Here is a 21,680-nt window from a genome sequence, read left to right on the forward strand (position 1 = left end):
ATGACGATTCTGGTAATTGCGGAACACGACAACGCGTCGCTGAAGGCTGCGACGCTGAACACGGTGGCAGCGGCAGCCAAGATTGGCGGCGATGTGCACGTGCTGGTGGCAGGTCACAACGCGCAGGGCGCGGCCGACGCTGCAGCCAAGGTCGCAGGTGTCGCCAAGGTGTTGCTGGCCGATGCGCCGCAACTCGAAGCAGGCCTCGCGGAAAACGTCGAAGCGACGGTGCTGAACATTGCGAAGGACTACTCGCATATCCTCGCGCCGGCTACCGCCTACGGCAAGAACATTGCCCCGCGTATCGCCGCGAAGCTCGATGTCGCACAGATCAGCGATATCACCGCCGTGGATTCCGCCGACACGTTCGAGCGCCCGATCTACGCAGGCAATGCGATCGCAACGGTGCAGTCGAGCGATCCGGTCAAGGTCATCACGGTGCGCTCCACCGGCTTCGACCCGGTAGCAGCAGAAGGCGGCAGCGCAACGGTCGAGAAGATCGAAGCCGCAGCCGACAGCGGCCTGTCGCAGTTCGTGAGCCGTGAAGTCACGAAGCTGGACCGTCCAGAGCTGACGTCGGCGTCGATCATCGTTTCCGGTGGCCGGGGTCTGGGCAGTGGCGAGAACTATACGAAGGTGCTCGAGCCGCTGGCGGACAAGCTGAACGCGGCACTAGGTGCCTCGCGTGCCGCAGTGGACGCGGGCTTTGTGCCGAACGACTATCAGGTGGGCCAGACGGGCAAGATCGTCGCGCCGCAACTGTACGTCGCGGTGGGCATCTCGGGTGCGATCCAGCATCTGGCCGGCATGAAGGACTCGAAGGTCATCGTGGCGATCAACAAGGACCCGGAAGCGCCGATTTTCAGCGTCGCCGACTACGGTCTGGTGGGAGACTTGTTCGACCACGTCCCCGAGCTCGTCAATCAGCTGAATTTGTAAACGGCCCACAGCGATTCGAGTGTGTGCAGCAAAGCGCGAAATCTCAAATGATCAAGTTGAGCTTGGACTGTGAATTTGCACGAAGATTTTGACCTTACCAGCCTCACTGAAAGCCGAACCATGTCTTAAGGAGACACGTCGATCTTCCACGGGCGCATCGTGCGTGAATTCCCAAACTATCTACAAGGAGGTGGTATGAGTGCCGAAAAAGTTGCTATCGTCACAGCTGCGGGTAAAGGCATGGGGGGGGCGATTGCGCAGGAGCTCGCATCCAGCGGTTATCGGGTGGCCCTCATGTCACCGTCGGGCAGCGCGGCGAAACTCGCTGAAGAACTGGGCGGTTTCGGTCTATCTGGCTCGGTTACAGAGGACGCTGACATTGATCGGCTGGTTCGGGAAACGCTTAACAAATACGGACGAATCGATGCGGTTGTTAACAATACTGGTCACCCTCCGAAAGGCGACCTGCTGACTCTTACCGATGACCAGTGGCGCAGCGGTCTTGACATCATCTTGTTGAACGTCATCCGTATGCTGCGGCGCGTTACACCGGTGTTCGAATCACAAGGAGGCGGCGCGGTCGTTAATATTTCCAGCTTTGCCGCTGATTCACCGCTCCAGATCATGCCAGTTTCTTCGACGCTGCGAGCAGGGTTGAGTGCGTTCACGCACCTGTACGCGGAGCGTTACGCGGCGAAGAATATTCGTATCAACTCTGTACTGCCCGGCTACGTTGACAGTTGGGAGGACGCCCCGAAAGAATTTGTTGCTGGCCTGCCGGCAGGGCGACTCGGCACCGTCGAGGAAATCGCCAAGACAGTTGCCTTTCTGCTGTCAGAAGGCGCGGGGTACATCACCGGACAAAATATCCGTGTCGATGGAGCGCTGGTTCGAGCCCTGTAAGATTTCGTGCAGCGTGACATTCAGAAAAAGGTTGGCGCGCCCTGCCAGCCTTCTGTGTAAAAACCGGTTATATAAGGATATTTCAGAATGCCAGACGATAAGCAATACGAAGGAGTATCAGTAGTAAAGCGGGCGAATGTCTTCGGCGAAAAATGCGTTTCGCACACGGTCATCTTTGCAGATGGGACGAGAAAGACGCTCGGTGTATTCCTTCGTGGAAAACTGACGATTCCTTCAGTAGTGGATGAGGAACTCGAGATCCTGGCTGGTCATTGTTCGGTTCGACAAAAGAATCGCGCTGAGTGGACCGAATATCGTGCGGGTGATTTCTTTGAAGTCCCGCGCAACAGCTCGATCGAGGTAAATGTATTTGAAACGGTCGAATATATCTGCAGCTTCCGTGATTGACGGTTGCTCTCTGCTTGAAGGTGGACCGCGGTCGCTGCTTCTGCGCTGATCATCGGCGATCCGTTGTGTTGACACCAGAAAGGATGGACGTTACGACTCAACGTCAATGATAGGGTCTGTAGAGCTGACGGTTCGAGGTCGCTGTCTTACGGCTTCGTTCCACCATACCGCCTAGATACGTTTCCCCAAACCCTAATGTGCAATTGGACGTCGGCCTATCCAGTAGGCGGGCAACGGCCGTTGACGTGGAACGTGCCCGATGACCAGGCACGCCGATTTAAGGCAATGAGTAGAGGAATGTATGCACATAGGAGTGCCAGCCGAGACGCGAGCGCACGAATCACGCGTTGCCGCCACCCCCGAGACGGTCAAGAAATACGTATCGCAGGGCCACCGGGTCACGATCCAGAGCGGCGCCGGAACTGGCGCCAGCTTTCCTGACGAGGCTTTCAGCGCGGTAGGCGCGGAGATCGTCGATGCAGCCACCGCCTTTGGCGCCGATCTCGTCCTCAAGGTCCAATCGCCGACTGAGACCGAGCTGCCGCATCTGAAACGCGGCGCGGTGCTGGTGGGCATGCTCGATCCTTTCAATGCCGACAACGCGGCGAAGCTCGCAACGGCTGGTGTAACGGCCTTTGCGCTGGAAGCCGCGCCGCGCACGACCCGTGCGCAGAGTCTCGACGTGCTGTCGTCGCAAGCCAACATTGCCGGCTACAAGGCCGTGCTGCTCGCCGCCGATCTCTACCCCCGTTTCATGCCGATGCTGATGACCGCCGCAGGCACGGTGAAAGCGGCGCGTGTGCTGATTCTCGGCGCCGGCGTGGCGGGTCTGCAGGCGATCGCGACCGCCAAGCGCCTGGGCGCCGTGATCGAAGCTTCGGACGTGCGTCCGGCGGTGAAAGAGCAGATCGAATCGCTCGGCGCCAAGTTTCTCGACGTGCCGTATGAGACCGACGAGGAGCGCGAGGCCGCACAGGGTGTGGGCGGTTATGCTCGGCCCATGCCGCCGAGCTGGCTCCAACGCCAGGGCGCTCTCGTCCACGAACGCGCCAAACAGGCCGATATCGTCATCACGACCGCGCTGATCCCCGGCCGTCCTGCACCGACGCTGATCTCGGTCGAAACCGTGCAGGCCATGAAACCCGGTTCCGTGCTGATCGATCTGGCGGCTGGCCGTGGCCCCGAGTACGAAGGCCAGCGCGGCGGCAACTGTCCGCTCACCGTAGCGGACAAGATCGTGACCAGAAACGGCGTGCAGATCGTCGGCTTCACGAACCTGGCCTCGATGGTGGCCGCCGACGCCTCCTCGCTCTACGCACGCAACCTGCTCGACTTCCTGAAGCTGATCATCAACAAGGAAGGCGCACTCAACATCGATCTCGCGGACGACATCGTCGCGGCCACGCTGCTGGCCCGTGACGGCGAAGTCACGCGCAAGGCATAACTGGAGCCCGCGATGGAAGTCATCAACCATACGGTCATCAACCTGATCATCTTCATCCTGGCGATCTACGTGGGCTACCACGTGGTCTGGAACGTCACCCCGGCACTGCATACGCCGCTGATGGCCGTGACCAACGCGATTTCCGCGATCGTCATTGTGGGCGCGATGCTTGCGGCCGGCCTGACGGTGGGCGGCACAGGCAAGTTCTTCGGGACCCTGGCGGTCGGGCTGGCAGCAGTCAACGTGTTCGGCGGCTTCCTCGTCACCAGGCGAATGCTGGAGATGTTCAAGAAGAAAGAGCCGAAGAAGCTTCCCGCAGCGGCAAAGGAGAAGGCGCAATGAGTCTGAACGTCGTCACGCTGCTTTATCTGGTTGCTTCGGTCTGCTTCATTCAGGCGCTCAAAGGGCTCTCGAATCCGAAGACCGCGCGCATCGGCAATACGTTCGGTATGGCCGGGATGGCGATCGCGATCCTCACCACCATCGCGTTGATCCTCAAGCAGGCGGCCGGACTCGGCTCGAATCTCGGGCTGGGCCTCGGACTGCTGTTCGCGGCGCTGGTGGTAGGCGGCGCGATCGGAGCGTTCGTCGCCGCGCGCGTCGAGATGACCAAGATGCCCGAACTGGTCGCCGCCATGCACTCGCTGATCGGTCTCGCGGCCGTGTGCATTGCCTATGCGGTCGTCTCGGAGCCGTCGGCGTTCGGCCTCGTCGATCCGGACAATCCGATCCCGGGGTTTCTGCCGTACGGCAACCGGATTGAGCTCTTTATCGGCACCTTCGTCGGGGCGATTACGTTCTCCGGTTCGGTGATAGCGTTCGGCAAGCTCTCGGGCAAGTACAAGTTCCGCCTGTTTCAGGGCGCGCCGGTGGTGTATCCGGGTCAGCATCTGATCAACCTGATGCTGGCGATCGGCATGATCGGCTTCGGCGTGATCTTCTTTCTGACGCAAGCGTGGCTGCCGTTCATCATCATGACGCTGATCGCGTTCGCGCTGGGCGTGCTGATCATCATCCCGATCGGCGGCGCGGATATGCCGGTGGTCGTGTCGATGCTCAACTCGTATTCGGGCTGGGCGGCGGCGGGTATCGGGTTCTCGCTGAATAACCCGATGCTGATCATCGCAGGCTCGCTGGTGGGGTCGTCCGGTGCGATCCTGTCGTACATCATGTGTCACGCGATGAACCGCTCATTCTTCAATGTGCTGCTGGGCGGTTTCGGCGCGGAGGCGGGCGCGGCGGCTGCGGGCGGGGCCCAGGAACAGCGGCCGGTCAAATCGGGTTCGGCCGAGGATGCGTCATTCATGCTGGGCAACGCTGAAACCGTGGTGATCGTGCCGGGGTATGGTCTGGCCGTGGCCCGCGCACAGCATGCGCTGAAAGAACTCACGGACAAGCTGACCGAAAAGGGCATTGATGTGCGGTACGCGATCCACCCGGTGGCAGGCCGCATGCCGGGACACATGAACGTGCTGCTCGCTGAAGCCGAAGTCTCCTACGACATGGTCTACGAGATGGATGACATCAACAGCGAGTTCGGCCAGGTGGACGTGGTGCTGGTGCTCGGCGCGAACGACGTGGTAAATCCGGCGGCCAAGAACGATCCGAAGTCGCCGATTGCAGGCATGCCGATCATCGAGGCGTACAAGGCGCGCACGGTGATCGTCAACAAGCGTTCGATGGCGGCCGGCTACGCGGGGCTCGACAACGATCTCTTCTACATGGACAAGACCATGATGGTCTTCGGCGATGCGAAGAAGGTGATCGAGGATATGGTGAAGAGTGCTGCTTAAAAGGAGTCCGGCTATGAATGAGAAGTCAATGACAATGCCGGTAAAGAATCTTGGTGAAAGCCGAGCGGGGTTAGGGGCAGATGAGCAACTGAGCGGAGAAGGGGATGTAGCTATGCCGGCTACCAAGGAATATTGTTCGACGTGGGCATGGGTCAATACAACGGGATGGTATGACTGGATGGACTGGCATCACCCGTATCTGCTAACTGAATGACCACTATCTTCGCATCTGTTTTGCGGTTTTACCGCTGCTGATTTCGAGTCCTGTTAGCGATTTCGACGGCGTGCTTCAGCGTTATCGCTCGCGATCCCGATCGACCGGGTGGCCTACCGGCCATTGAGTCGCGATGAGATTGTCGGGACCGAGATGATCTGTCAGTTGCTGTACGGTCTCGTGATGGTCCTCATCACGCAGTACCGCTCGGACGGCACATGTTTTGGTATCCATAATAAAGTTAGTCAAACGTGCAGGGTTTGATGGATCAGCTCGCCCACCGGTGTGCCCAATCTACCTGTTTAAACACAGCTGTGAACCGCGTTACAGACAACGGTTGGTTCTCCATCGCGACCCTGCTTTAAAGGGACTCGCGTCGAAACGCCGGCGTCGCTTCTGCTCGGGCTAAAGCAGATCCGCGACGTCGGTGCTGGGTTCAAGTTGAGAAATTTGTCTGTTAGAACAGGTGATAAATGCCGATTCGGACCACCGATTGGTGGTTGTTAGTTGATGCATCGCCAACTGCACCGTCGAGGATATCAGCCACGCCGGCGCCGCCAACTGCCTTCTGCCATACGGCCATCGCGTAGAGAGATGTGCTTTTCGAAAGTGCGTAAGACGTCGCAAGCCCGACTGATTGATAGATTGGAACCTGTCCGCTGTAGTTGACCTTGCCGTGGGTGTACGTATAGGCGCCACCAACAGAAAACGCCGGGCTGATCGCGTAGCGTACAAACGCTTCGTAATTGTCGAAGCGCACTGAGCTCGTCGTGCCGTTCGCATCTTTAAAATTCGTATCGCTGAAATCCAGGCCGAGCGTTGTGTTACCGATCAGATAGGACACCCCAGCGCCCACGATTTGTTGACTGGCCGGCTGTCCGACGTAGCTGAAGGGGCCGGTCGCACCGATCCCCGCCCCCGTTGTATTCGGCACGTAGTCACCGTCCGTGAGGAGGGCGCCTGGATCCTTGATGTATTCGTAAGCGCCGCCAAAATTAAATTGACCGAAAGAGTAGCTCGCTCCAAGGCCCCAGAGTCCGGTCGTGCTCCGCCCGACGGCATTGGTGTTTGAGAACGAATACATCCCGCCAAACGTTACGCCAGCGATCTTCGGGCTAGCATATTTGATTGCGTTGTCTACACGGAACGAGTTGTCCGTATTGTCGATATCGCCCGAATGGACGAACGGGCCGCCAAATTGGCCACCTGCTGTCATAGGCTGGAGGAAATCGACAACGGGATCGTACTGGCGCCCGAACGTAAGCGTGCCGTATTTGTCGTCTGACAATCCGACGTAAGCCTGCCGTCCGAATTCCAGTCCCCCCTGTCGCATCTGGCCATTTTCGACGCTGAAACCTGCCTCCAGCTTGAAAATGGCGCTGAGCCCTCCGCCGAGGTCTTCGCTCCCCTTCAGTCCCCATCGGCTGCCGTACACGCCATCGTATGTGCCGTCTCGCATGCGCCAAAGAGAATGCCCTCCGCTGTTGGTTACGTAGTCGAGACCTTCGTCGAGTGCGCCATAGAGAGTTACTGTGGACTGTGCCTGCGCACTGAGTGTGAAGAATGCGCACGAGAGCGCAATTGCAGAGATCTTTAAGTTGACTGAAGAATTACTCACAGCGGTCTCCTATTCCATGGTTGGTTTTCACTCAAACGACGATTTAATTTGTATAACTAATCAAAACTCTGACTGGACAGTGACTTCAATGCCCCTTGTCGGCATCTGTTCGTCAAGCCCGGTGCCTCCTGTCCATGTCGTCGATTCTGCATATCAATAGACCTCACCGGGTAACCAATTGTGAGGAGCGGCTTGCAATGCGGGAAACTCCGGACATTTTGCAAATCCTTCGCACGTCAATCCATGAACGGGAACCGTGACTTGAGCATTTAGCAAGGTGGCCTGTTCCTGGAGCCTCGATTTCATGGTCCGATATCAGAACACGCGTTCCATAGGAGACCTTGACTTGATTATAGCCATCGGTTTTTTGTGAAAACAAATAATTTCGTCGAACTGATCGCAAACCCTGATGCCGGTGTCTCTTATATGCAGCTTCGCGTGGGGCCATATGTGGTGATGAGCACAATCTCGGCACCCATCTCGCGCGCAATGCGCACTGACTGGATTGCCGGGTCGACCGGGGTTAGGGCGATTGGTATGAGCGTGAAGGTAGAGATGGCAGTGCTCGAACCGATCTTCGAAGAGCATCTTCTACCTGCGCAGTGCGCTTTAAATTTGGGCCGGGCTGCTCAGCGGGCGTCAATCAAGGTGGAGGAACGGCTGTACGGAGGGAAAACGGGACGTTGTTGACGCTGATATAGCGGACTACTTAGTAAGTGATCGGCCCGACGTGATGTTGTCGCTGACTAATGTGCTATCACGCCTGGAGATTGATCGGCTTTCTGGCGGGGGCGTAAAGGAGGCAGATGGTCACCAATGCGCTAAAACGGAGTCGGGTGCCCTTGGTCGGGCCGAGAGGTCTCGCATCCAAGCAAAATTCGCCCGCGGGCGACGTGGCTCGAATTTCTTAAAAAGTCGACTCTAAAGGGACACTGGACCCATCTGACTCAATCTGGATTGCAGGTTTACTTAAATGCCTCGAAGCTTTCCGGCGCAAGGGGCGACTTAAGCGTCAAGGCCGCGACGGCCAAGAAGCTCGGAAATTTCGTTCGCGGACTGGACTAACAGATTGGTGATGTTCTGTATGTCGGCAAGCATTCGAGCGTTTGGACCACCGACGACCAGCGCCGCCAAAACCTCACCACTTGACTCAAGGATCGGCGCAGCGATCCCATATACATCGTTGGCGGAGCCGAGGTCTGCTGTATCGAGTCCGGACTCAATAACCTTAGCGAGTAAGTCCTTTAGCATGGACTTGCTTGTAACCAATTTCGAGGCGGGGTCGATCCGGACAGTCTTTACGTAAGCGTCCTGCTCAACCCGAGCCATATTTGCCAGGAGCAATCGCCCCGCAGAGGACGAATAAAGTGGTCTTCTATCCCCAACCGACACCATAAATCGCACTTCCTTAGGGCTATCGGCCTTGGCGATATAAACAATGTGTTGCCGGTCTTGCGTGAAATGAGCGATCAGCACAGTCTCACCTGAAGCAGCGGCAAGCGCTTCAATTGTCGATTGAGCAACCTCGGGAAAGCGGCGGTGAGCGACAACCGCTGATGCAAGCTTGAACGCTTCCAAACCTAAAGTGTACGTTCCCTGGACGTTTTTTACGTAGCCGCTTTCGGTAAGAGCCCGCAACAGCGTCAGAAGGCTTGTCTTGGGGGTGGAAGTAAGTTCGCATAACTTACTTAAATTTGCACCTTCGCGCAAATCGGCCAAGAGTCGCAGGACGTGGACTATCCGCGCGGCAGCTCGCGGTGACGGGCGACGCTCCTTCACCGAGGTACTTCCAGTTGCTTTACTCATGCTGATAAATGAATTTTGACTTGGTGTGGATACTGGCATTGCACTCTGAAACCGATCGGGAGGCATACCGCTAAAGTCGCGTTTCCTCAAGGAAGCGAAGACGTCTTGTCGTTCAACGCCCCGCGCCGCTTCCCGTGCCCCTCTAAAGCTTCTGGATGCCTCAAGACTGGTTGAGTCTTATGACGAGATCCGAATGTTTCGGTTTCCATATAGCACATCTCTATCCGCTAAATGACCAATGCAATCCTTCCTCGCGTTGACATCAAAAGAATGCAGCAATAGAATTGTCCCAATTCAGACTATAGGTCACATATCGGACCTTGTCAACAAAAACGAACCAGGTATTTCACCTCGGACACTACGCTTCCAGCCCTCCAGATCTTTGCACGGTTCACTTCGGGGAGCCACGTCGGCGCGAAGGAACACCGGACGGCTTGTACTTCAGTGCGGCTCCATCATGATTATCCACGCGAGGAGGATGAGCAGTGTATGCAATCACGGGAATCACCGGTAAGGTCGGTAGCGCGCTGGCCCTCGAACTTATAGCGGCAGGTCTCCCCGTGCGAGGGATCGTGCGTGACATCGCACGAGCCGCTTCGTGGACGGAGCGCGGTTGCGAGCTTGCCACTGCCCGCATGGACGACGCTACCGCGCTCGCCGCCGCGTTCGATGGCGCGGTTGGCGTTTTCATCCTGCCCCTTCGGAATTCGACCCCACACCGGGGTTCCCCGAGGCGCGCGCAGTTAGCGACGCCGTATCCGCCTCGATTCTGAAGGCGCGGCCCGAAAAAGTGGTTTGTCTGTCAACGATCGGTGCGCAAGCTAGTGAGAGCAATCTGCTCACACAACACACGATGATGGAGCAGGCGTTGCGCACCATGCCTGTGCCGGTAGCATTCCTGCGACCGTGCTGGTTCATGGAAAACGCCGCGCGGGATGTCGCGTCTGCTCGTGACGATGGCGTCATCGCCAGTTACCTGCAGCCGCTGGACAAGCCCTTGCCGATGGTCTCCATCAGAGATGTAGGCCGCGTTGCGGCTGAACTGCTCCAGCAAACATGGAGCGGCGTGCGTATCGTCGAACTCGAAGGTCCACGCCGAGTGAGCCCTAACGACCTCGCCTTGGCCTTTGCCCGCGTGCTTCACCGCCCGGTACGCGCCGAAGCCATCGGCCGGGACACCTGGGACGCGCTGTTCCGCTCGCAAGGCATGAAGCATCCGCTGTCACGGATACGCATGTTCGATGGACTCAACGAAGACTGGATTGATTTCGAAAATCACCCCGATGAAATCATCCGCGGTCAGATTGAACTGGATGCGGTTCTCGGCGCGCTTGTGCCACGTCCGGCGTGACTGAAACCAGCTGAGCGGCAAGGGTCGCGACACATTCCCCGTCAAAGCCACTTCTCGATAAGTGTTGCAAACGAACGTGAACGAGGTTGCACTGCACTCCAACCCGCTCAACACGAGTTCCGCCTTGGGTCTGCTTCCCTCATTAACACCTCCTGAAATACCTGCCGTTCATCTCACGGTATTAGGTGACTTGAATAACCCAACGAAACCTGGACGCCCACCTCGCACGACTACCGTGGGCTGGCCAATCCCCACAGCCAGGTTTCGTTGACATCAAAGAGTTGGAACAATAGAATGGTCTTCATACGGACGTAATGTCCCATATCGGACCAATGCAGGGCGGCGTAGCGGAACGTAGGCTGCGGTCACTTTAGTATTGGTGGGCTTGCATCTTAAGTAGCGTCCGCGCGTAGGGTGCCAGCACTTCTCACGAATCGGGGAGTACGCAAATGAAACAGCTCGAAGGCAAGAAGGCACTCGTAGTTGCAGGTGCGAATGGCATCGCGCGAGCGTGCGTAGAGCGATTTGCTTTGGCAGGCGCTGAAGTCTGCTTTTCAGATATCAACGAGAATTCTGGTGAGGCTCTCGCAAACGAATTGCAGCGACAAGGTTTCAAGGCGACGTTTTTCCCCTCCGATGCGGGTGATGCGAAGCAGGTGCGGGCCTTGGTGCAGTCGTCGATAGATACCATGGGCGTAGTTGACATCTTGCTCAACAGCGCAGGGGTAGCAACACCGCAGGATCTGCTCGAAATCACCGAAGAGGTATTCGACCGCACCCTGAACATCAATCTCAAATCGGCGTTCATCGCGAGTCAGGAAGTGGCGCGCCACCTGCTTTCAAGAGAAAGCCCTGGTGTCATCATCAATATGTCATCAGTCAATTCCGTGATGACGATTCCTTCGTTACTTGCTTATAACGTTTCGAAGGGCGGAATTAACCAGTTGACCAGAAATATGGCGGTTACGCTCGCGTCTCACGGCATCCGCGTGAATGCGATTGGCCCTGGCACGATTGAAACTGAGCTGGTGCGAAACACGGTGCTGTCGTCCCCGGACGCCGCGGCAAAAATCATGTCTCGCACACCGATGGGCCGCCTTGGCAAGCCAGAGGAAATTGCATCTATTGCTCTATTTCTTGCGAGCAATGAGTCTTCGTACATTACAGGGCAAGTCATCTTTGCAGACGGTGGCCGAATGGGCCTCAACTATACCTGCTGAAGCAGCGCACTCCCGATCTCAAACACCCTGAAGCAGAACACGATCCCTAGCGTCTCACACAAACTGTATCGGACGGCATTTCATGCAATGTTCTCTTTCAACGCCGCGAACTGGCGGGCAAATCCTCATTGATCAGCTGGTACTTCACGGTGTCAAACACCTTTTTTGCGTTCCCGGCGAAAGCTATCTTGCCGCTCTTGATGCACTGCATGACGCGCCCATAGAGGTTACGGTTTGTCGGCAGGAGGGAGGTGCCGCCATGATGGCGGAGGCACATGGAAAACTTTCGGGACGACCCGGAATCTGTTTCGTTACACGTGGCCAGGAGCCACTAACGCCGCGGCCGGCGTTCATATCGCGCAGCAGGACTCCACCCCGATGATCCTTTTCGTCGGCCAGGTCGAACGCAAAACCCGCGGCCGCGACGCTTTTCAGGAGGTTGATTATCGGGCGACGTTTGGACACCTTGCGAAATGGGCTACAGAAATCGACGATCCTTCCCGGATCCCCGAGATTGTGCTTCGTGCATTCCATGTAGCGACTTCTGGTCGGCCCGGACCTGTAGTGATCGCGCTGCCCGAAGATATGCTTGCAGAGACAGCCATCGCATTAGATCCTCAACCGTTCACGCCGGTCGAGACGTTGATCGGCGAAGCGAACGTTGCCACGCTCGATGCACATTTGCGGGCGGCCGAGCGCCCCGTCGCGATTCTCGGAGGCAGCGGTTGGGACGCCGAGGCTGTGTCCAACTTTGTCCGATTTAGCGAACGATATGGCCTCCCTGTAGCGGTTTCGTATCGTCGGCAGATGCTCTTTCCGGCAACACATCCCAATTTCATCGGCGATCTTAGCTTCGGAGCGAATCCAAAGCTGGTGGCCCGGATAGAAGAGGCAGATCTCGTATTGCTGATCGGCACCCGACTGTCCGAAGCAGCGAGTCAGGGTTATACGCTTTTACGAATTCCGACCCCTGCGCAAAATGTCATTCACGTGCATCCGGACACTAACGAACTGGGGCGCGTTTATCAGCCGACACTCTCCATCAACGCATCGCCGAGGTCCTTCGCCGCCGCGGTTGCAAGGCTGGCCACCCCTGAGCAGCCGTTATGGGCGTCTTCCACGCAGCTTGCGCGTACGAATTACGAAGGATGGAGTGACCTCAGCAGGATCCAGTCTCCGGGTGAACTCCAAATGGCGCGGATCATCGAGTTTCTCCAAAAAAGACTTCCCGCTGATGCGGTTATTTGCAACGGCGCGGGAAACTACTCGATCTGGGTGCATCGCTTTTACCGGTTCAGCGAGTTCGGAACGCAGCTCGCTCCTACATGCGGCTCCATGGGCTATGGCGTACCCGCAGCGGTCGCTGCGAAACGTGTTCACAGTAACAGAACCGTCGTTTCATTCGCTGGCGACGGTTGCTTTCTGATGCACGGGCAAGAATTTGCGACCGCGGTGCAATATGAACTTCCCATCATTTTTATCGTGGTGGATAACAGCATGTACGGCACGATTCGGATGCATCAGGAGAAAAACTATCCTGGCCGGGTTGTCGCCACCACATTACGTAACCCGGACTTCGCCGCATACGCGCAGGCTTTCGGAGGTTATGGCGAACGCATCGAAACCACCGAAGAATTTGAAGGCGCGTGGGATCGGGCATACGCCTCCGGAAAGCCCGCGATCCTGCACTGTCTGATTGATCCCGAAGCAATTACTCCTTTCGCAACTCTTAGCTCATTTCGCGAAGCTGCACTTGGTGCTTCAAAATAAAAGCAAGGTCGCAGAGCGAGAAGACATCGAATCGACAACAAAGGGGATGAAATGACAGGAGCACTATCCGTCAACAGCCCCAGGTATGAAGGCCGTTCGCGTTTCGCAATTACGGCACGGCTGTTTTGCTTCCACTGGAAGATGAAAAATCGTCCTTTTGCAAACCCTCGGCGACTGTGTACAGCCGCTCAACGATGGAGATGTCCATGTCCGAAGTCATTCATTTTCAACGTGACACTGTGTCCTTCGAACCGTTCGGCGAACAAGGTAGCGGATCCGCGTCGATCGCACGCCTGGTCGGTCCTGAACTAAGCAAAACCATGGGTGCGGGTCTCGCGCGTTTCGACAATGTCTCTGTCGAATGGACGGTCCACTACGACGAATTGATTTTTACGCTTGACGGGGCTTTTACGCTGCGCGTCGGTGAGCATGCCTATGAGACAAGACCGGGCGATGTGCTTTGGATTCCCGCAGGTACGTCAGTTCGTTACGAAGGCCGCGGCGCGACCATTTTCTACGCGCTTGCGCCGGTGGACTGGCGCGAGCGGAGCAACCTGACCTAAGCATCTGTCCACCGCTTTCAGATTTCAAAATATCATCGTCGCTGGTGATGTCGCGAGTGAGATTGCAGTCGCTTATTTTTTGGCGTGAGGCGAGGCTCTGGAGAGGTGGGGAAAATATAAAATGATATGCAGTACGTAGGAGTATTAATCATCAAAAAATAGCAAATAAATATGGTGAAAAATGTATGTCTCACACTATCTTTTTGCGGATGGAATGAGGAAGACACTCGGCGTTCTTTTGCCCGGATTAATGACGCTTCCGGCGACTGTTGACGATGTAATTGAGGTATTGGCTGGTCATTGCATGGTTAGGGCGGTCGGTAGAAATGATTGGAGCGAGTATCGCGCCGGGGGTTCGTTTAGTGTTCAACGCGAGAGCTAGATAGATGGGACGGTGTTTGAGACTGTCGATTATGTATGCAGCTACGATGATCGAAAGGTCTGACAGTACGGTCATGGTTCTGCCGCGACGGTGGAGTTCCACGGGAACGGCTGAGCCGTGACGGAATTGCGGAAGAGGACGCAATCAGGATTCCGTATGGAATACCTCCCGAAACGCTGCGTCGAAGCTTTCGGTGCGCCCCATGGTTCGTAGAGAACGCCACGCGTGATGCTAAGTCGACGGCAGAGACGTCCGGGCCAGTGCGAGGTGCAGCACTAGGGTTTGCGCTAAGTACGCAGATTTTTGTTCTTTCTAAAAAAGATCGGGGTCTATAATTAGGCTGTGCGTCCGATATGAAACCTAGGGTCGCATATGGGACCTTGAGCGGGTCCGTAGCCCCGTTTGCTCAATCTGAGACTCAAACGGACTTCCCATATTCAGGATCACCGAGGACTCGCAAAAATGTTCAAGTCGCTAAAATTTCGTATGCGGTGTCTTGCAGCCAGCTCCGCACTTCTTGCTCATTCTCTCTTTTTGTCCGCCTACGCGAACGCGCAAGAGACGGTTGTTCAGATCGGGTTAGTGGCGCCTATGACAGGCCCCTATGCTGGCTACGGCAAAGACTGTGAAAACTCCGCGCGGCTCGCTATCGACGAAGCCAACGCGAAGAAGCTGTCGATCAACGGGAAGCCCATCAAGCTGCAACTGGTCTCCGCTGATGATCAGGGCGATCCTCGTATTGCTGTTCAGGTCGCTCAACAATTGGTCGACGAGAAAGTTGTTGCTGTGATCGGGCACTTCACCTCTGACACTACACTTCCCGCTTCACGAATCTACTCAAAGGCTGGTATTCCAATGATCTCGCCAGCTGCGACTAACCCGAGCATTACCCAAGGGGGGTTGTCGACGGTGTATCGGGTTATGCCGACCGATGCACAAAATGCCGGCACGGCTGGTAGATGGGCCGCGACAGCGGGCAACGCGAAGCGGATTGCAATCTTGGACGACCGCACTGCCTTCGGGGCTGGGGAAGCTGACGAGTTTGAAAAGGCGGCGCGGGCTAGCGGCGCAACGATTGTCAGCCGCGAATACACAAACGATAAGGCAGTGGATTTCAGCGCCCAGTTGACGAGAATCAAGAGTACAGGTGCAGATCTGCTATTTTTCGCAGGAAGTGGTGACACGCCTTCTGCCATGGTCGTAAAGCGCATGCGTCAGCTTGGAATGAAGGCGACGTTCGTTGCGGGCGGCGGCGTCGCAGATGCAAACTTTATCAAGATCGCTGGCGATGCTGCGGAAGGCGCATTTGTTTGGGACTACGGTTTACCGCTGCAATCGCTGCCGAACGGCAAAGAGTTTGTTGCGAAATACCGAAAAACCTATGATATTGACCTGCTCCCCTATGGCCCGTTTAGCTATGACGCAGCCAGCGTGCTGATTCACGCCATAGAAGCAGCCAATTCGACGGAGCCGGCCGATATCAACGCAGCAATCAAGAAAATCCAGTTCACTGGGATCACCGGTCCTATTGCCTTCCTTGCCAATGGCGATATCAAAACAGCAATTTCAACACTTTACCAAGTGAAGCAAGGTCAATGGGTCGTTGTGACATCAACCAACAAAGGTGTATGAAATTTAACAGTATGGGGCCATGATCCGGCGGCTGGAAGGGACAGTTTCTTATGAGCTGTAGCAGGTCAGTGAAAACCTGTCGGTCTATCAAGTAGTGGACGCGTGATTGAGATAGGGCAGCGGCCATTGCTTGTGTAGGTCTCGTTACGCGTATTGCTGTGGTCTCAGATTGCAGACCTGGCCGCGCCATAAGCGAAGTTGGTTTTGAATGGGCGTTTTGAAACACTGGACCTGACTTCGCCTGGATAGCCACGTGTGTTGAACAACAAGCCAACCGTTGAGAAGAACTTGATCTCATTCTTCAGTGATCGCGATGCATGGCTTCGAGGAAAAAAATGTACGATTTTGCGCCAGTTTTTAAACAACCAACGGGTTCCCCCATCCGCGAGCTTTCAAGATATCTGAACCAACCGGGAATGATTTCGTTTGCAGGCGGAGTTCCAGCGAGTGATCTGTTCGACGTCCACGGATTTAAACGCGCGAGTGAAATAGCGTTCGAAAATCCAGTGGCGTGCCTGCAGTATGGTGCGACCGAAGGAATGCCCGCGTTAAAGGAACAAATTCTCCGGTTTGTGGAAGAAGATGATATTAGACGCGACGATTCGGAGGTTATAGTCACCACGGGGTCTCAACAAGGGTTCGATCTCCTGTTGCGAGCATTTGTGTCGTCTGGTGATGTGGTTTTTGTCGAAGAGCGTACCTATCCCGCCACGTTGCAAGCACTAAGGCTGCAACAGGCCTCGGTCACCGGAGTCGCTGTGGACAGCGACGGACTGGATACGGTTGCGCTAAAACTACTCCTCGAATCGGATACTCTAAAGGCAAAGCCGAAATTGCTCTACGTCGTGCCTTCGTTTTCGAATCCAAGCGGACTTACGCTGAGCCTGGAGAGAAGGATCGAACTGCTTGAACTGGCTGTTAAGCATCAGTTCGTAATCGTGGAAGATGATCCGTATCACGGGTTGCGTTTTGATGGTGAGCCTATCCCTTCCTTGCTCAGTCTCTCAGGTCGCGTCGAAGGTGCTCGAGACTGGGTGGTCCATCTGGGGAGTCTGTCTAAGATATCGGCGCCAGGCTTGCGGGTGGGATGGACAATCGGACCGGCTGATATCGTGCGCAGATGTGTCATTGCGAAGCAGACCGCCGATCTATGCAGCTCCACCTGGATGCAGGCCGTTGCAGCCGAGTATCTAAAAAGTGGGGCCCTCAGACCTCATCTGAAAAAAATTGCTGACGAGTACGGGAAGAAGTGTGATGTGCTGTGTGACTTACTAAAGCAGGAATTTAGTGACGGCATCGTCTTTGATCGCCCAATGGGCGGAATGTTTCTGTGGGCACGCTTGCGATCCGGAAGTGATACCTCGGCGCTTCTTTCTAAGGCGATTGCAAATGACGTTGTTTACGTTCCAGGAAGGGTGTTTTTTGCTGACCAGCCCGACATTTCGTCACTGCGTTTGTCGTATGCCGCTCCGGGCGAAGTACTGATCAGGGAGGGGGTGCGGCGGCTCAGGCGCGCTTTCGAAGGTTCGCTTTAACACGCACGCAAGCCTCGTAGTCGTAGGTCTGGCCGAGTGCGAGGAACAAATGAGCCTGCTGGCAGACGTTAGTGAGGCAGGGATAGCAGCTCTGCTCAAAGCGCCGTACAGACATGGCGGTTCAACGAGGGTTACCGACGATCGACGAGATAAAGTCGAGGAACGCATTCGTCTTCGCGGGCATATGATTTCGAGAGGGATACAGCACATAGAGAGGCCAGCGTTCGTCGCACCAGTCGGGGAACAGATTGACAAGTCGCCCACTTGCAATCAAGCCTTCAATGCCCAGCTCCATGACCTGGGCGATACAGTATCCAGCCAAACATACCGCATGCATCGTACCTGCATCATTAACCATTAATTGGCCTTCGGGATAAAGCTCCATTTGCGTGCCATTGCGATGGAACTCCCATTTAAATGGCAGGCCTGTCTCAGGATTCCGATATCTCAGGCAAATATGTGAGGAGCCACGCAACTCATCGGGGCTACGCGGGCGGCCGTGCTCTTTCAGGTAAGAAGGCGACGCCACCGTGAGTATTCGTGTTTCGAGCAACTTGCGAGCTATCATGGACGAGGACTTCGGCTCGCCGAAACGGATGGCGAGATCGAAGCCCTCAGAGACGGTGTCGCCGAGTTGGTCGCGTGTGACCAGGTCAAGCTTGAGTTCGGGATGGGCTTTGAGGAACTCGCTTAGGCGTGGTCCAAGAATAAGGTTTGAGAAGAAAGGGTGAACGTTCACTCGCAGACGTCCACGCACGGTCTCCTTGCTGCAGGCAGCTGACTCAGCGGCCTCCTCCAGTGCGGTGAGCAGCGGCACCACCTGTTCGTAAAGGCGACGTCCCTCGTCCGTAAGGGTTACGGAACGAGGATGACGGTCGAACAGACGCGCGTCAAGCCGACCCTCGAGTCGCGCGATCGCACGGCTGACGCCGGGCTGCGACATATTTAGCGCCTCAGCGGCGGCAGCAAAGCTGCCGCTATTGGCCACTGCAGCAAGTACGCTCATCCCATTGAGGGTTCGCTCGTCGAAAGCCATATGGCTTCTCCTGTCGGTGGTATCTTTTCGCAACAGCGATGGTAGCGAAAAGCGAAGGCCTATTGATAACGCATTCCAAGAGACAAGACGGAAGTGTTGTCATTGCCATATCGTGCCGCGCTTGCACTACGTGCCGGTATGCAGATACGGGAGCGAGTGAAACGCGCCTTAATGCCGTCTGAACTACCTATAGCCTCAAAGTATCGGAAATGAGACCGCCGCAAAAGTCCGGTGCGACTTTGACCGAGGGATCACGATGAAAAGGTAACTCATCGGTGCCATAACATGTCAATAATGTGTTGGGTCGTACTACGACCAGCATCGTCTCCATGTGTCAGCGTCCGACAATTCTGCGGGTGTAAATCGACTATCCATGGAGAGCTTTAGCATGAAACGCAATATGATTGCCAATGAAGGTAGTGATGAAGTAGTAGCTATGATCGAATCCAGGATAGAGCCTAAGTGTCAGGGGATGGCCGACTGCTTCACAGGAAGCCTTTAACAGATGAGGTTTGAGCTGAGTCTCAAGAAATTCATCTGCAGCGCCTTGATCAACCAGTAGCGGAAGCTTCTCTGCCGCGGACCTGACGAGGTCGCACGCATCGTATTGCCTCCATGCTGTACGGTCTGGACCCAGGTACGCCTCGAATGCTTTCTTGCCCCATGGCACCTGGGCGGGAGCGACGATCGGCGAGAATGCCGAAACGCTGCGATAGCGGCCCGGATTGCGCAGCGCCACGACGATTGCACCATGGCCGCCCATCGAGTGTCCGCTTATGGAGCGGGCTTCTGAAGCAGGGAATTCCGATTCGATCAATTCGGGAAGTTCCGTGACAACGTAGTCGTACATCCGGTAGTGGGCTGCCCAAGGTTTCTGGGTTGCATTGACGTAAAAGCCTGCACCTTTTCCAAGGTCATAACCCATATCGTCAGCAACCTGTTGCCCGCGAGGGCTGGTGTCCGGAGCGACTATGATGACGCCATGGCGACTCGCGTATTGTTGAGCTCCGGCCTTCGTGGTGAAATTCTGCTCGGTGCAAGTCAAACCGGAGAGCCAGTACAGTACGGGTAGTTTTTTCCTGGATGCCAGCGCCGGGAGAAACACCGAGAAGTTCATTGAACAGTTGAGCGAGGCCGACTCATGCCGGTATACGTCCTGCCATCCGTCAAAACAGGCACGGTGTTCTATCCGTTCCATTGCGACTCCTATAAATAGCGGACGGATCGGTATGAACGATCCGCCCTGGCTTTTTTGCTACTTCAGCACACCACTGCGCTTTGCGATGTGCGCGGCTATCGCGTCCATTAGCGGAGGATTGAGTGCGTCGTGCGGTGCGAGCCCAAGCTCGGTAAGTCTGGCTCGAACGTCATCCATTTGTTCCGGCTTTGCGCCGCCACCTTCGATCACCGACGAGACGAATGCCGCAAAACGTGGCTCCTCCCAACCTTTGTCGTTGGACAGTTCGGTGTGCACGAAGTCGAGACCGTAGAAAGGATGGTCGCGGTTCTCGATCCGACCATACATGTGAGTTCCGCACGCCTTGCAGGCATGGCGCTGGATAGCGGCGTTCTCGTCGACTACCTGCAGCTTTTCCGGGTGAGCCGTGACTTCGACCTTGTCTCTCGGGACGACTCCCACTACCGAAAAAGCGGCGCCAGCGGGTTTCCAGCACTTGGTGCAACCACAAGCATGGTTGTGTGCCACGTTACTGGTTATCCGGACTTCGACTTTGTCCTTCTGACAATTGCAATGGAGGGTACCGCCGGCGAAGCCGGGTGTACCCTTCTTGATACCGGTATCGACTGATGGGTGGATTGCCACAGTGCTCATTTTGAATTCTCCAATGTTTTCAGAATAGGAATCGGCGCAACAACGCTACGCCAATGACTGCGCACGGTCGTGTCCTAATAGTTGATCACGGTGCGAATCGACATGCCGTCGTGCATCAGGTTGAATGCTTCGTTTATCTGATCAAGCGGCAATCTGTGCGTGACAAATGGGGCGAGCTGGATGTCACCTCGCATGGCGTCTTCCACCATGCCTGGTAGTTGTGAGCGCCCCTTTACGCCACCAAATGCTGTGCCTTTCCATGTACGGCCTGTCACCAGTTGAAACGGACGCGTCGAGATTTCCTGACCGGCCCCCGCGACGCCGATGACTATGGACTGTCCCCAGCCACGGTGCGCGCACTCCAGCGCGGCACGCATGACCTTGACGTTGCCGATGCATTCGAACGAATGATCGACGCCCCAGCCGGTCATTTCGACGATCACCTGCTGAATCGGCCTTTCATGGTCTTTCGGGTTGACACAATCGGTAGCGCCGAAGGCTTTCGCGAGATCGAACTTCGAGGGGTTGGTGTCGATCGCAAAGATGCGCCCGGCCTTGGCCTGACGCGCTCCCTGAATTACTGCAAGGCCGATTCCACCAAGTCCGAACACGGCGACACTGTCACCCGGTTGAACCTTCGCGGTGTTGTGCACCGCGCCGATACCCGTCGTTACACCGCACCCCAGCAGACAAACCTGTTCATGGTTGGCAGCGGGGTTAACCTTCGCCAGCGAGACCTCGGCGACTACGGTGTATTCGCTGAAGGTTGAGCAGCCCATGTAGTGGTAGATCGGCTGGCCGTTATAGGAGAAGCGGGTTGTACCGTCGGGCATCACACCTTTGCCTTGGGTCGCACGCACGGCGACACACAGGTTCGTCTTTCCGGATTTACAGAACAGGCATTCGCCGCATTCGGCCGTGTACAGCGGAATCACGTGATCGCCAGGTTTGACAGATGTGACGCCTTCGCCGATTTCCACGACGACGCCTGCACCTTCATGCCCGAGCACGCAGGGGAACAGGCCTTCTGGGTCGTCGCCCGACAAGGTGAAGGAGTCTGTATGGCATACACCCGTGTGAGTGATCTTTACTAATACTTCGCGTTTCTTTGGCGGTGCAACATCGATCTCGACGATCTCAAGGGGTTTTCCTGGCGCGAATGCAACTGCAGCACGTGATTTCATGACAGCTCTCTCAATTGGACGACGAAGACAGGCGATATGAGTATCTGGACG

Annotated in this window: 18 protein-coding genes and 2 pseudogenes; 14 read left to right on the plus strand and 6 right to left on the minus strand. The window is 56.1% G+C overall.

What is annotated here, in order from left to right:
* The 7 genes from BUS06_RS27355 (at window position 1) to BUS06_RS37565 (ending at window position 5,701) form a co-directional block, all read left to right on the plus strand.
* Window positions 1-939, plus strand: coding sequence for an electron transfer flavoprotein subunit alpha/FixB family protein (locus BUS06_RS27355; RefSeq protein ID WP_074267516.1), 939 nt, complete (start codon window positions 1-3; stop codon window positions 937-939).
* A 195-nt stretch (window positions 940-1,134) separates the two neighbouring features.
* Window positions 1,135-1,842, plus strand: coding sequence for an SDR family oxidoreductase (locus BUS06_RS27360; RefSeq protein ID WP_074267517.1), 708 nt, complete (start codon window positions 1,135-1,137; stop codon window positions 1,840-1,842).
* Window positions 1,843-1,929: 87 nt separating this feature from the next.
* Entirely contained in the window at window positions 1,930-2,250 is a 321-nt protein-coding gene (locus BUS06_RS27365) for a pyrimidine/purine nucleoside phosphorylase (protein WP_074267518.1), read from the plus strand.
* A gap of 301 nt (window positions 2,251-2,551) precedes the next feature.
* Complete coding sequence (locus BUS06_RS27370; protein WP_074267519.1) at window positions 2,552-3,694, plus strand: Re/Si-specific NAD(P)(+) transhydrogenase subunit alpha; 1,143 nt, start codon at window positions 2,552-2,554, stop codon at window positions 3,692-3,694.
* A 12-nt stretch (window positions 3,695-3,706) separates the two neighbouring features.
* A complete protein-coding gene (locus tag BUS06_RS27375; RefSeq protein ID WP_074262435.1) occupies window positions 3,707-4,036 on the plus strand; it encodes an NAD(P) transhydrogenase subunit alpha part 2 in 330 nt (109 codons plus the stop codon).
* Complete coding sequence (locus BUS06_RS27380; protein WP_074267520.1) at window positions 4,033-5,487, plus strand: NAD(P)(+) transhydrogenase (Re/Si-specific) subunit beta; 1,455 nt, start codon at window positions 4,033-4,035, stop codon at window positions 5,485-5,487. Before BUS06_RS27375 ends, BUS06_RS27380 begins: the two co-directional genes overlap by 4 nt.
* Before the next feature lie 13 nt (window positions 5,488-5,500).
* On the plus strand, window positions 5,501-5,701 hold the full coding sequence (locus BUS06_RS37565; protein ID WP_143787663.1) for a hypothetical protein: 201 nt from the start codon (window positions 5,501-5,503) through the stop codon (window positions 5,699-5,701).
* A 457-nt stretch (window positions 5,702-6,158) separates the two neighbouring features.
* Here BUS06_RS37565 and BUS06_RS27385 read toward each other — a convergent pair whose 3' ends face one another.
* Both BUS06_RS27385 and BUS06_RS27395 read right to left on the minus strand, forming a co-directional pair.
* Window positions 6,159-7,319, minus strand: coding sequence for a porin (locus tag BUS06_RS27385; RefSeq protein ID WP_083611622.1), 1,161 nt, complete (start codon window positions 7,317-7,319; stop codon window positions 6,159-6,161).
* Window positions 7,320-8,324: 1,005 nt separating this feature from the next.
* Window positions 8,325-9,164, minus strand: coding sequence for an IclR family transcriptional regulator (locus tag BUS06_RS27395; protein ID WP_167379437.1), 840 nt, complete (start codon window positions 9,162-9,164; stop codon window positions 8,325-8,327).
* A gap of 446 nt (window positions 9,165-9,610) precedes the next feature.
* Here BUS06_RS27395 and BUS06_RS27400 point away from each other — a divergent pair.
* The 7 genes and pseudogenes from BUS06_RS27400 to BUS06_RS27430 all read left to right on the plus strand — a co-directional run bounded on the left by BUS06_RS27400 (window position 9,611) and on the right by BUS06_RS27430 (window position 17,578).
* A pseudogene (locus tag BUS06_RS27400) lies at window positions 9,611-10,476 on the plus strand (NmrA family NAD(P)-binding protein).
* Window positions 10,477-10,925: 449 nt separating this feature from the next.
* Window positions 10,926-11,696: an SDR family NAD(P)-dependent oxidoreductase gene (locus BUS06_RS27405; RefSeq protein WP_074267523.1), complete on the plus strand. Its 771-nt coding sequence runs from the start codon at window positions 10,926-10,928 to the stop codon at window positions 11,694-11,696.
* Window positions 11,697-11,778: 82 nt separating this feature from the next.
* Window positions 11,779-13,466: pseudogene (locus BUS06_RS27410) on the plus strand (thiamine pyrophosphate-binding protein).
* A gap of 206 nt (window positions 13,467-13,672) precedes the next feature.
* Window positions 13,673-14,029 carry an AraC family ligand binding domain-containing protein gene (locus BUS06_RS27415; RefSeq protein ID WP_074267524.1) on the plus strand — a complete coding sequence of 119 codons (357 nt, stop codon included), beginning with the start codon at window positions 13,673-13,675 and terminating at the stop codon, window positions 14,027-14,029.
* A gap of 250 nt (window positions 14,030-14,279) precedes the next feature.
* On the plus strand, window positions 14,280-14,411 hold the full coding sequence (locus BUS06_RS27420; protein WP_253190147.1) for a cupin domain-containing protein: 132 nt from the start codon (window positions 14,280-14,282) through the stop codon (window positions 14,409-14,411).
* 462 nt (window positions 14,412-14,873) lie between these two features.
* Complete coding sequence (locus BUS06_RS27425) at window positions 14,874-16,043, plus strand: branched-chain amino acid ABC transporter substrate-binding protein (protein ID WP_074267525.1); 1,170 nt, start codon at window positions 14,874-14,876, stop codon at window positions 16,041-16,043.
* A gap of 335 nt (window positions 16,044-16,378) precedes the next feature.
* Window positions 16,379-17,578 carry an aminotransferase-like domain-containing protein gene (locus BUS06_RS27430; RefSeq protein ID WP_074267526.1) on the plus strand — a complete coding sequence of 400 codons (1,200 nt, stop codon included), beginning with the start codon at window positions 16,379-16,381 and terminating at the stop codon, window positions 17,576-17,578.
* A gap of 121 nt (window positions 17,579-17,699) precedes the next feature.
* On the opposite strand, the gene BUS06_RS27435 is transcribed toward BUS06_RS27430, so the two are convergent.
* From BUS06_RS27435 to BUS06_RS27450, 4 genes are all read right to left on the minus strand, one after another.
* Window positions 17,700-18,614 carry a LysR family transcriptional regulator gene (locus BUS06_RS27435; RefSeq protein WP_074267527.1) on the minus strand — a complete coding sequence of 305 codons (915 nt, stop codon included), beginning with the start codon at window positions 18,612-18,614 and terminating at the stop codon, window positions 17,700-17,702.
* A gap of 367 nt (window positions 18,615-18,981) precedes the next feature.
* The gene (fghA, locus tag BUS06_RS27440) at window positions 18,982-19,812 is read right to left on the minus strand and encodes an S-formylglutathione hydrolase (protein WP_074267528.1); all 831 of its coding nucleotides are present in this window, start codon (window positions 19,810-19,812) and stop codon (window positions 18,982-18,984) included.
* Between the two features lie 57 nt (window positions 19,813-19,869).
* A complete protein-coding gene (gene gfa / locus BUS06_RS27445) occupies window positions 19,870-20,445 on the minus strand; it encodes an S-(hydroxymethyl)glutathione synthase (RefSeq protein WP_074267529.1) in 576 nt (191 codons plus the stop codon).
* Window positions 20,446-20,519: 74 nt separating this feature from the next.
* Window positions 20,520-21,629, minus strand: coding sequence for an S-(hydroxymethyl)glutathione dehydrogenase/class III alcohol dehydrogenase (locus BUS06_RS27450; RefSeq protein WP_074267530.1), 1,110 nt, complete (start codon window positions 21,627-21,629; stop codon window positions 20,520-20,522).
* Between the last annotated feature and the right edge of the window lie 51 nt (window positions 21,630-21,680).

The organism is Paraburkholderia phenazinium, assembly GCF_900141745.1.
GTDB lineage: Bacteria > Pseudomonadota > Gammaproteobacteria > Burkholderiales > Burkholderiaceae > Paraburkholderia > Paraburkholderia phenazinium_B.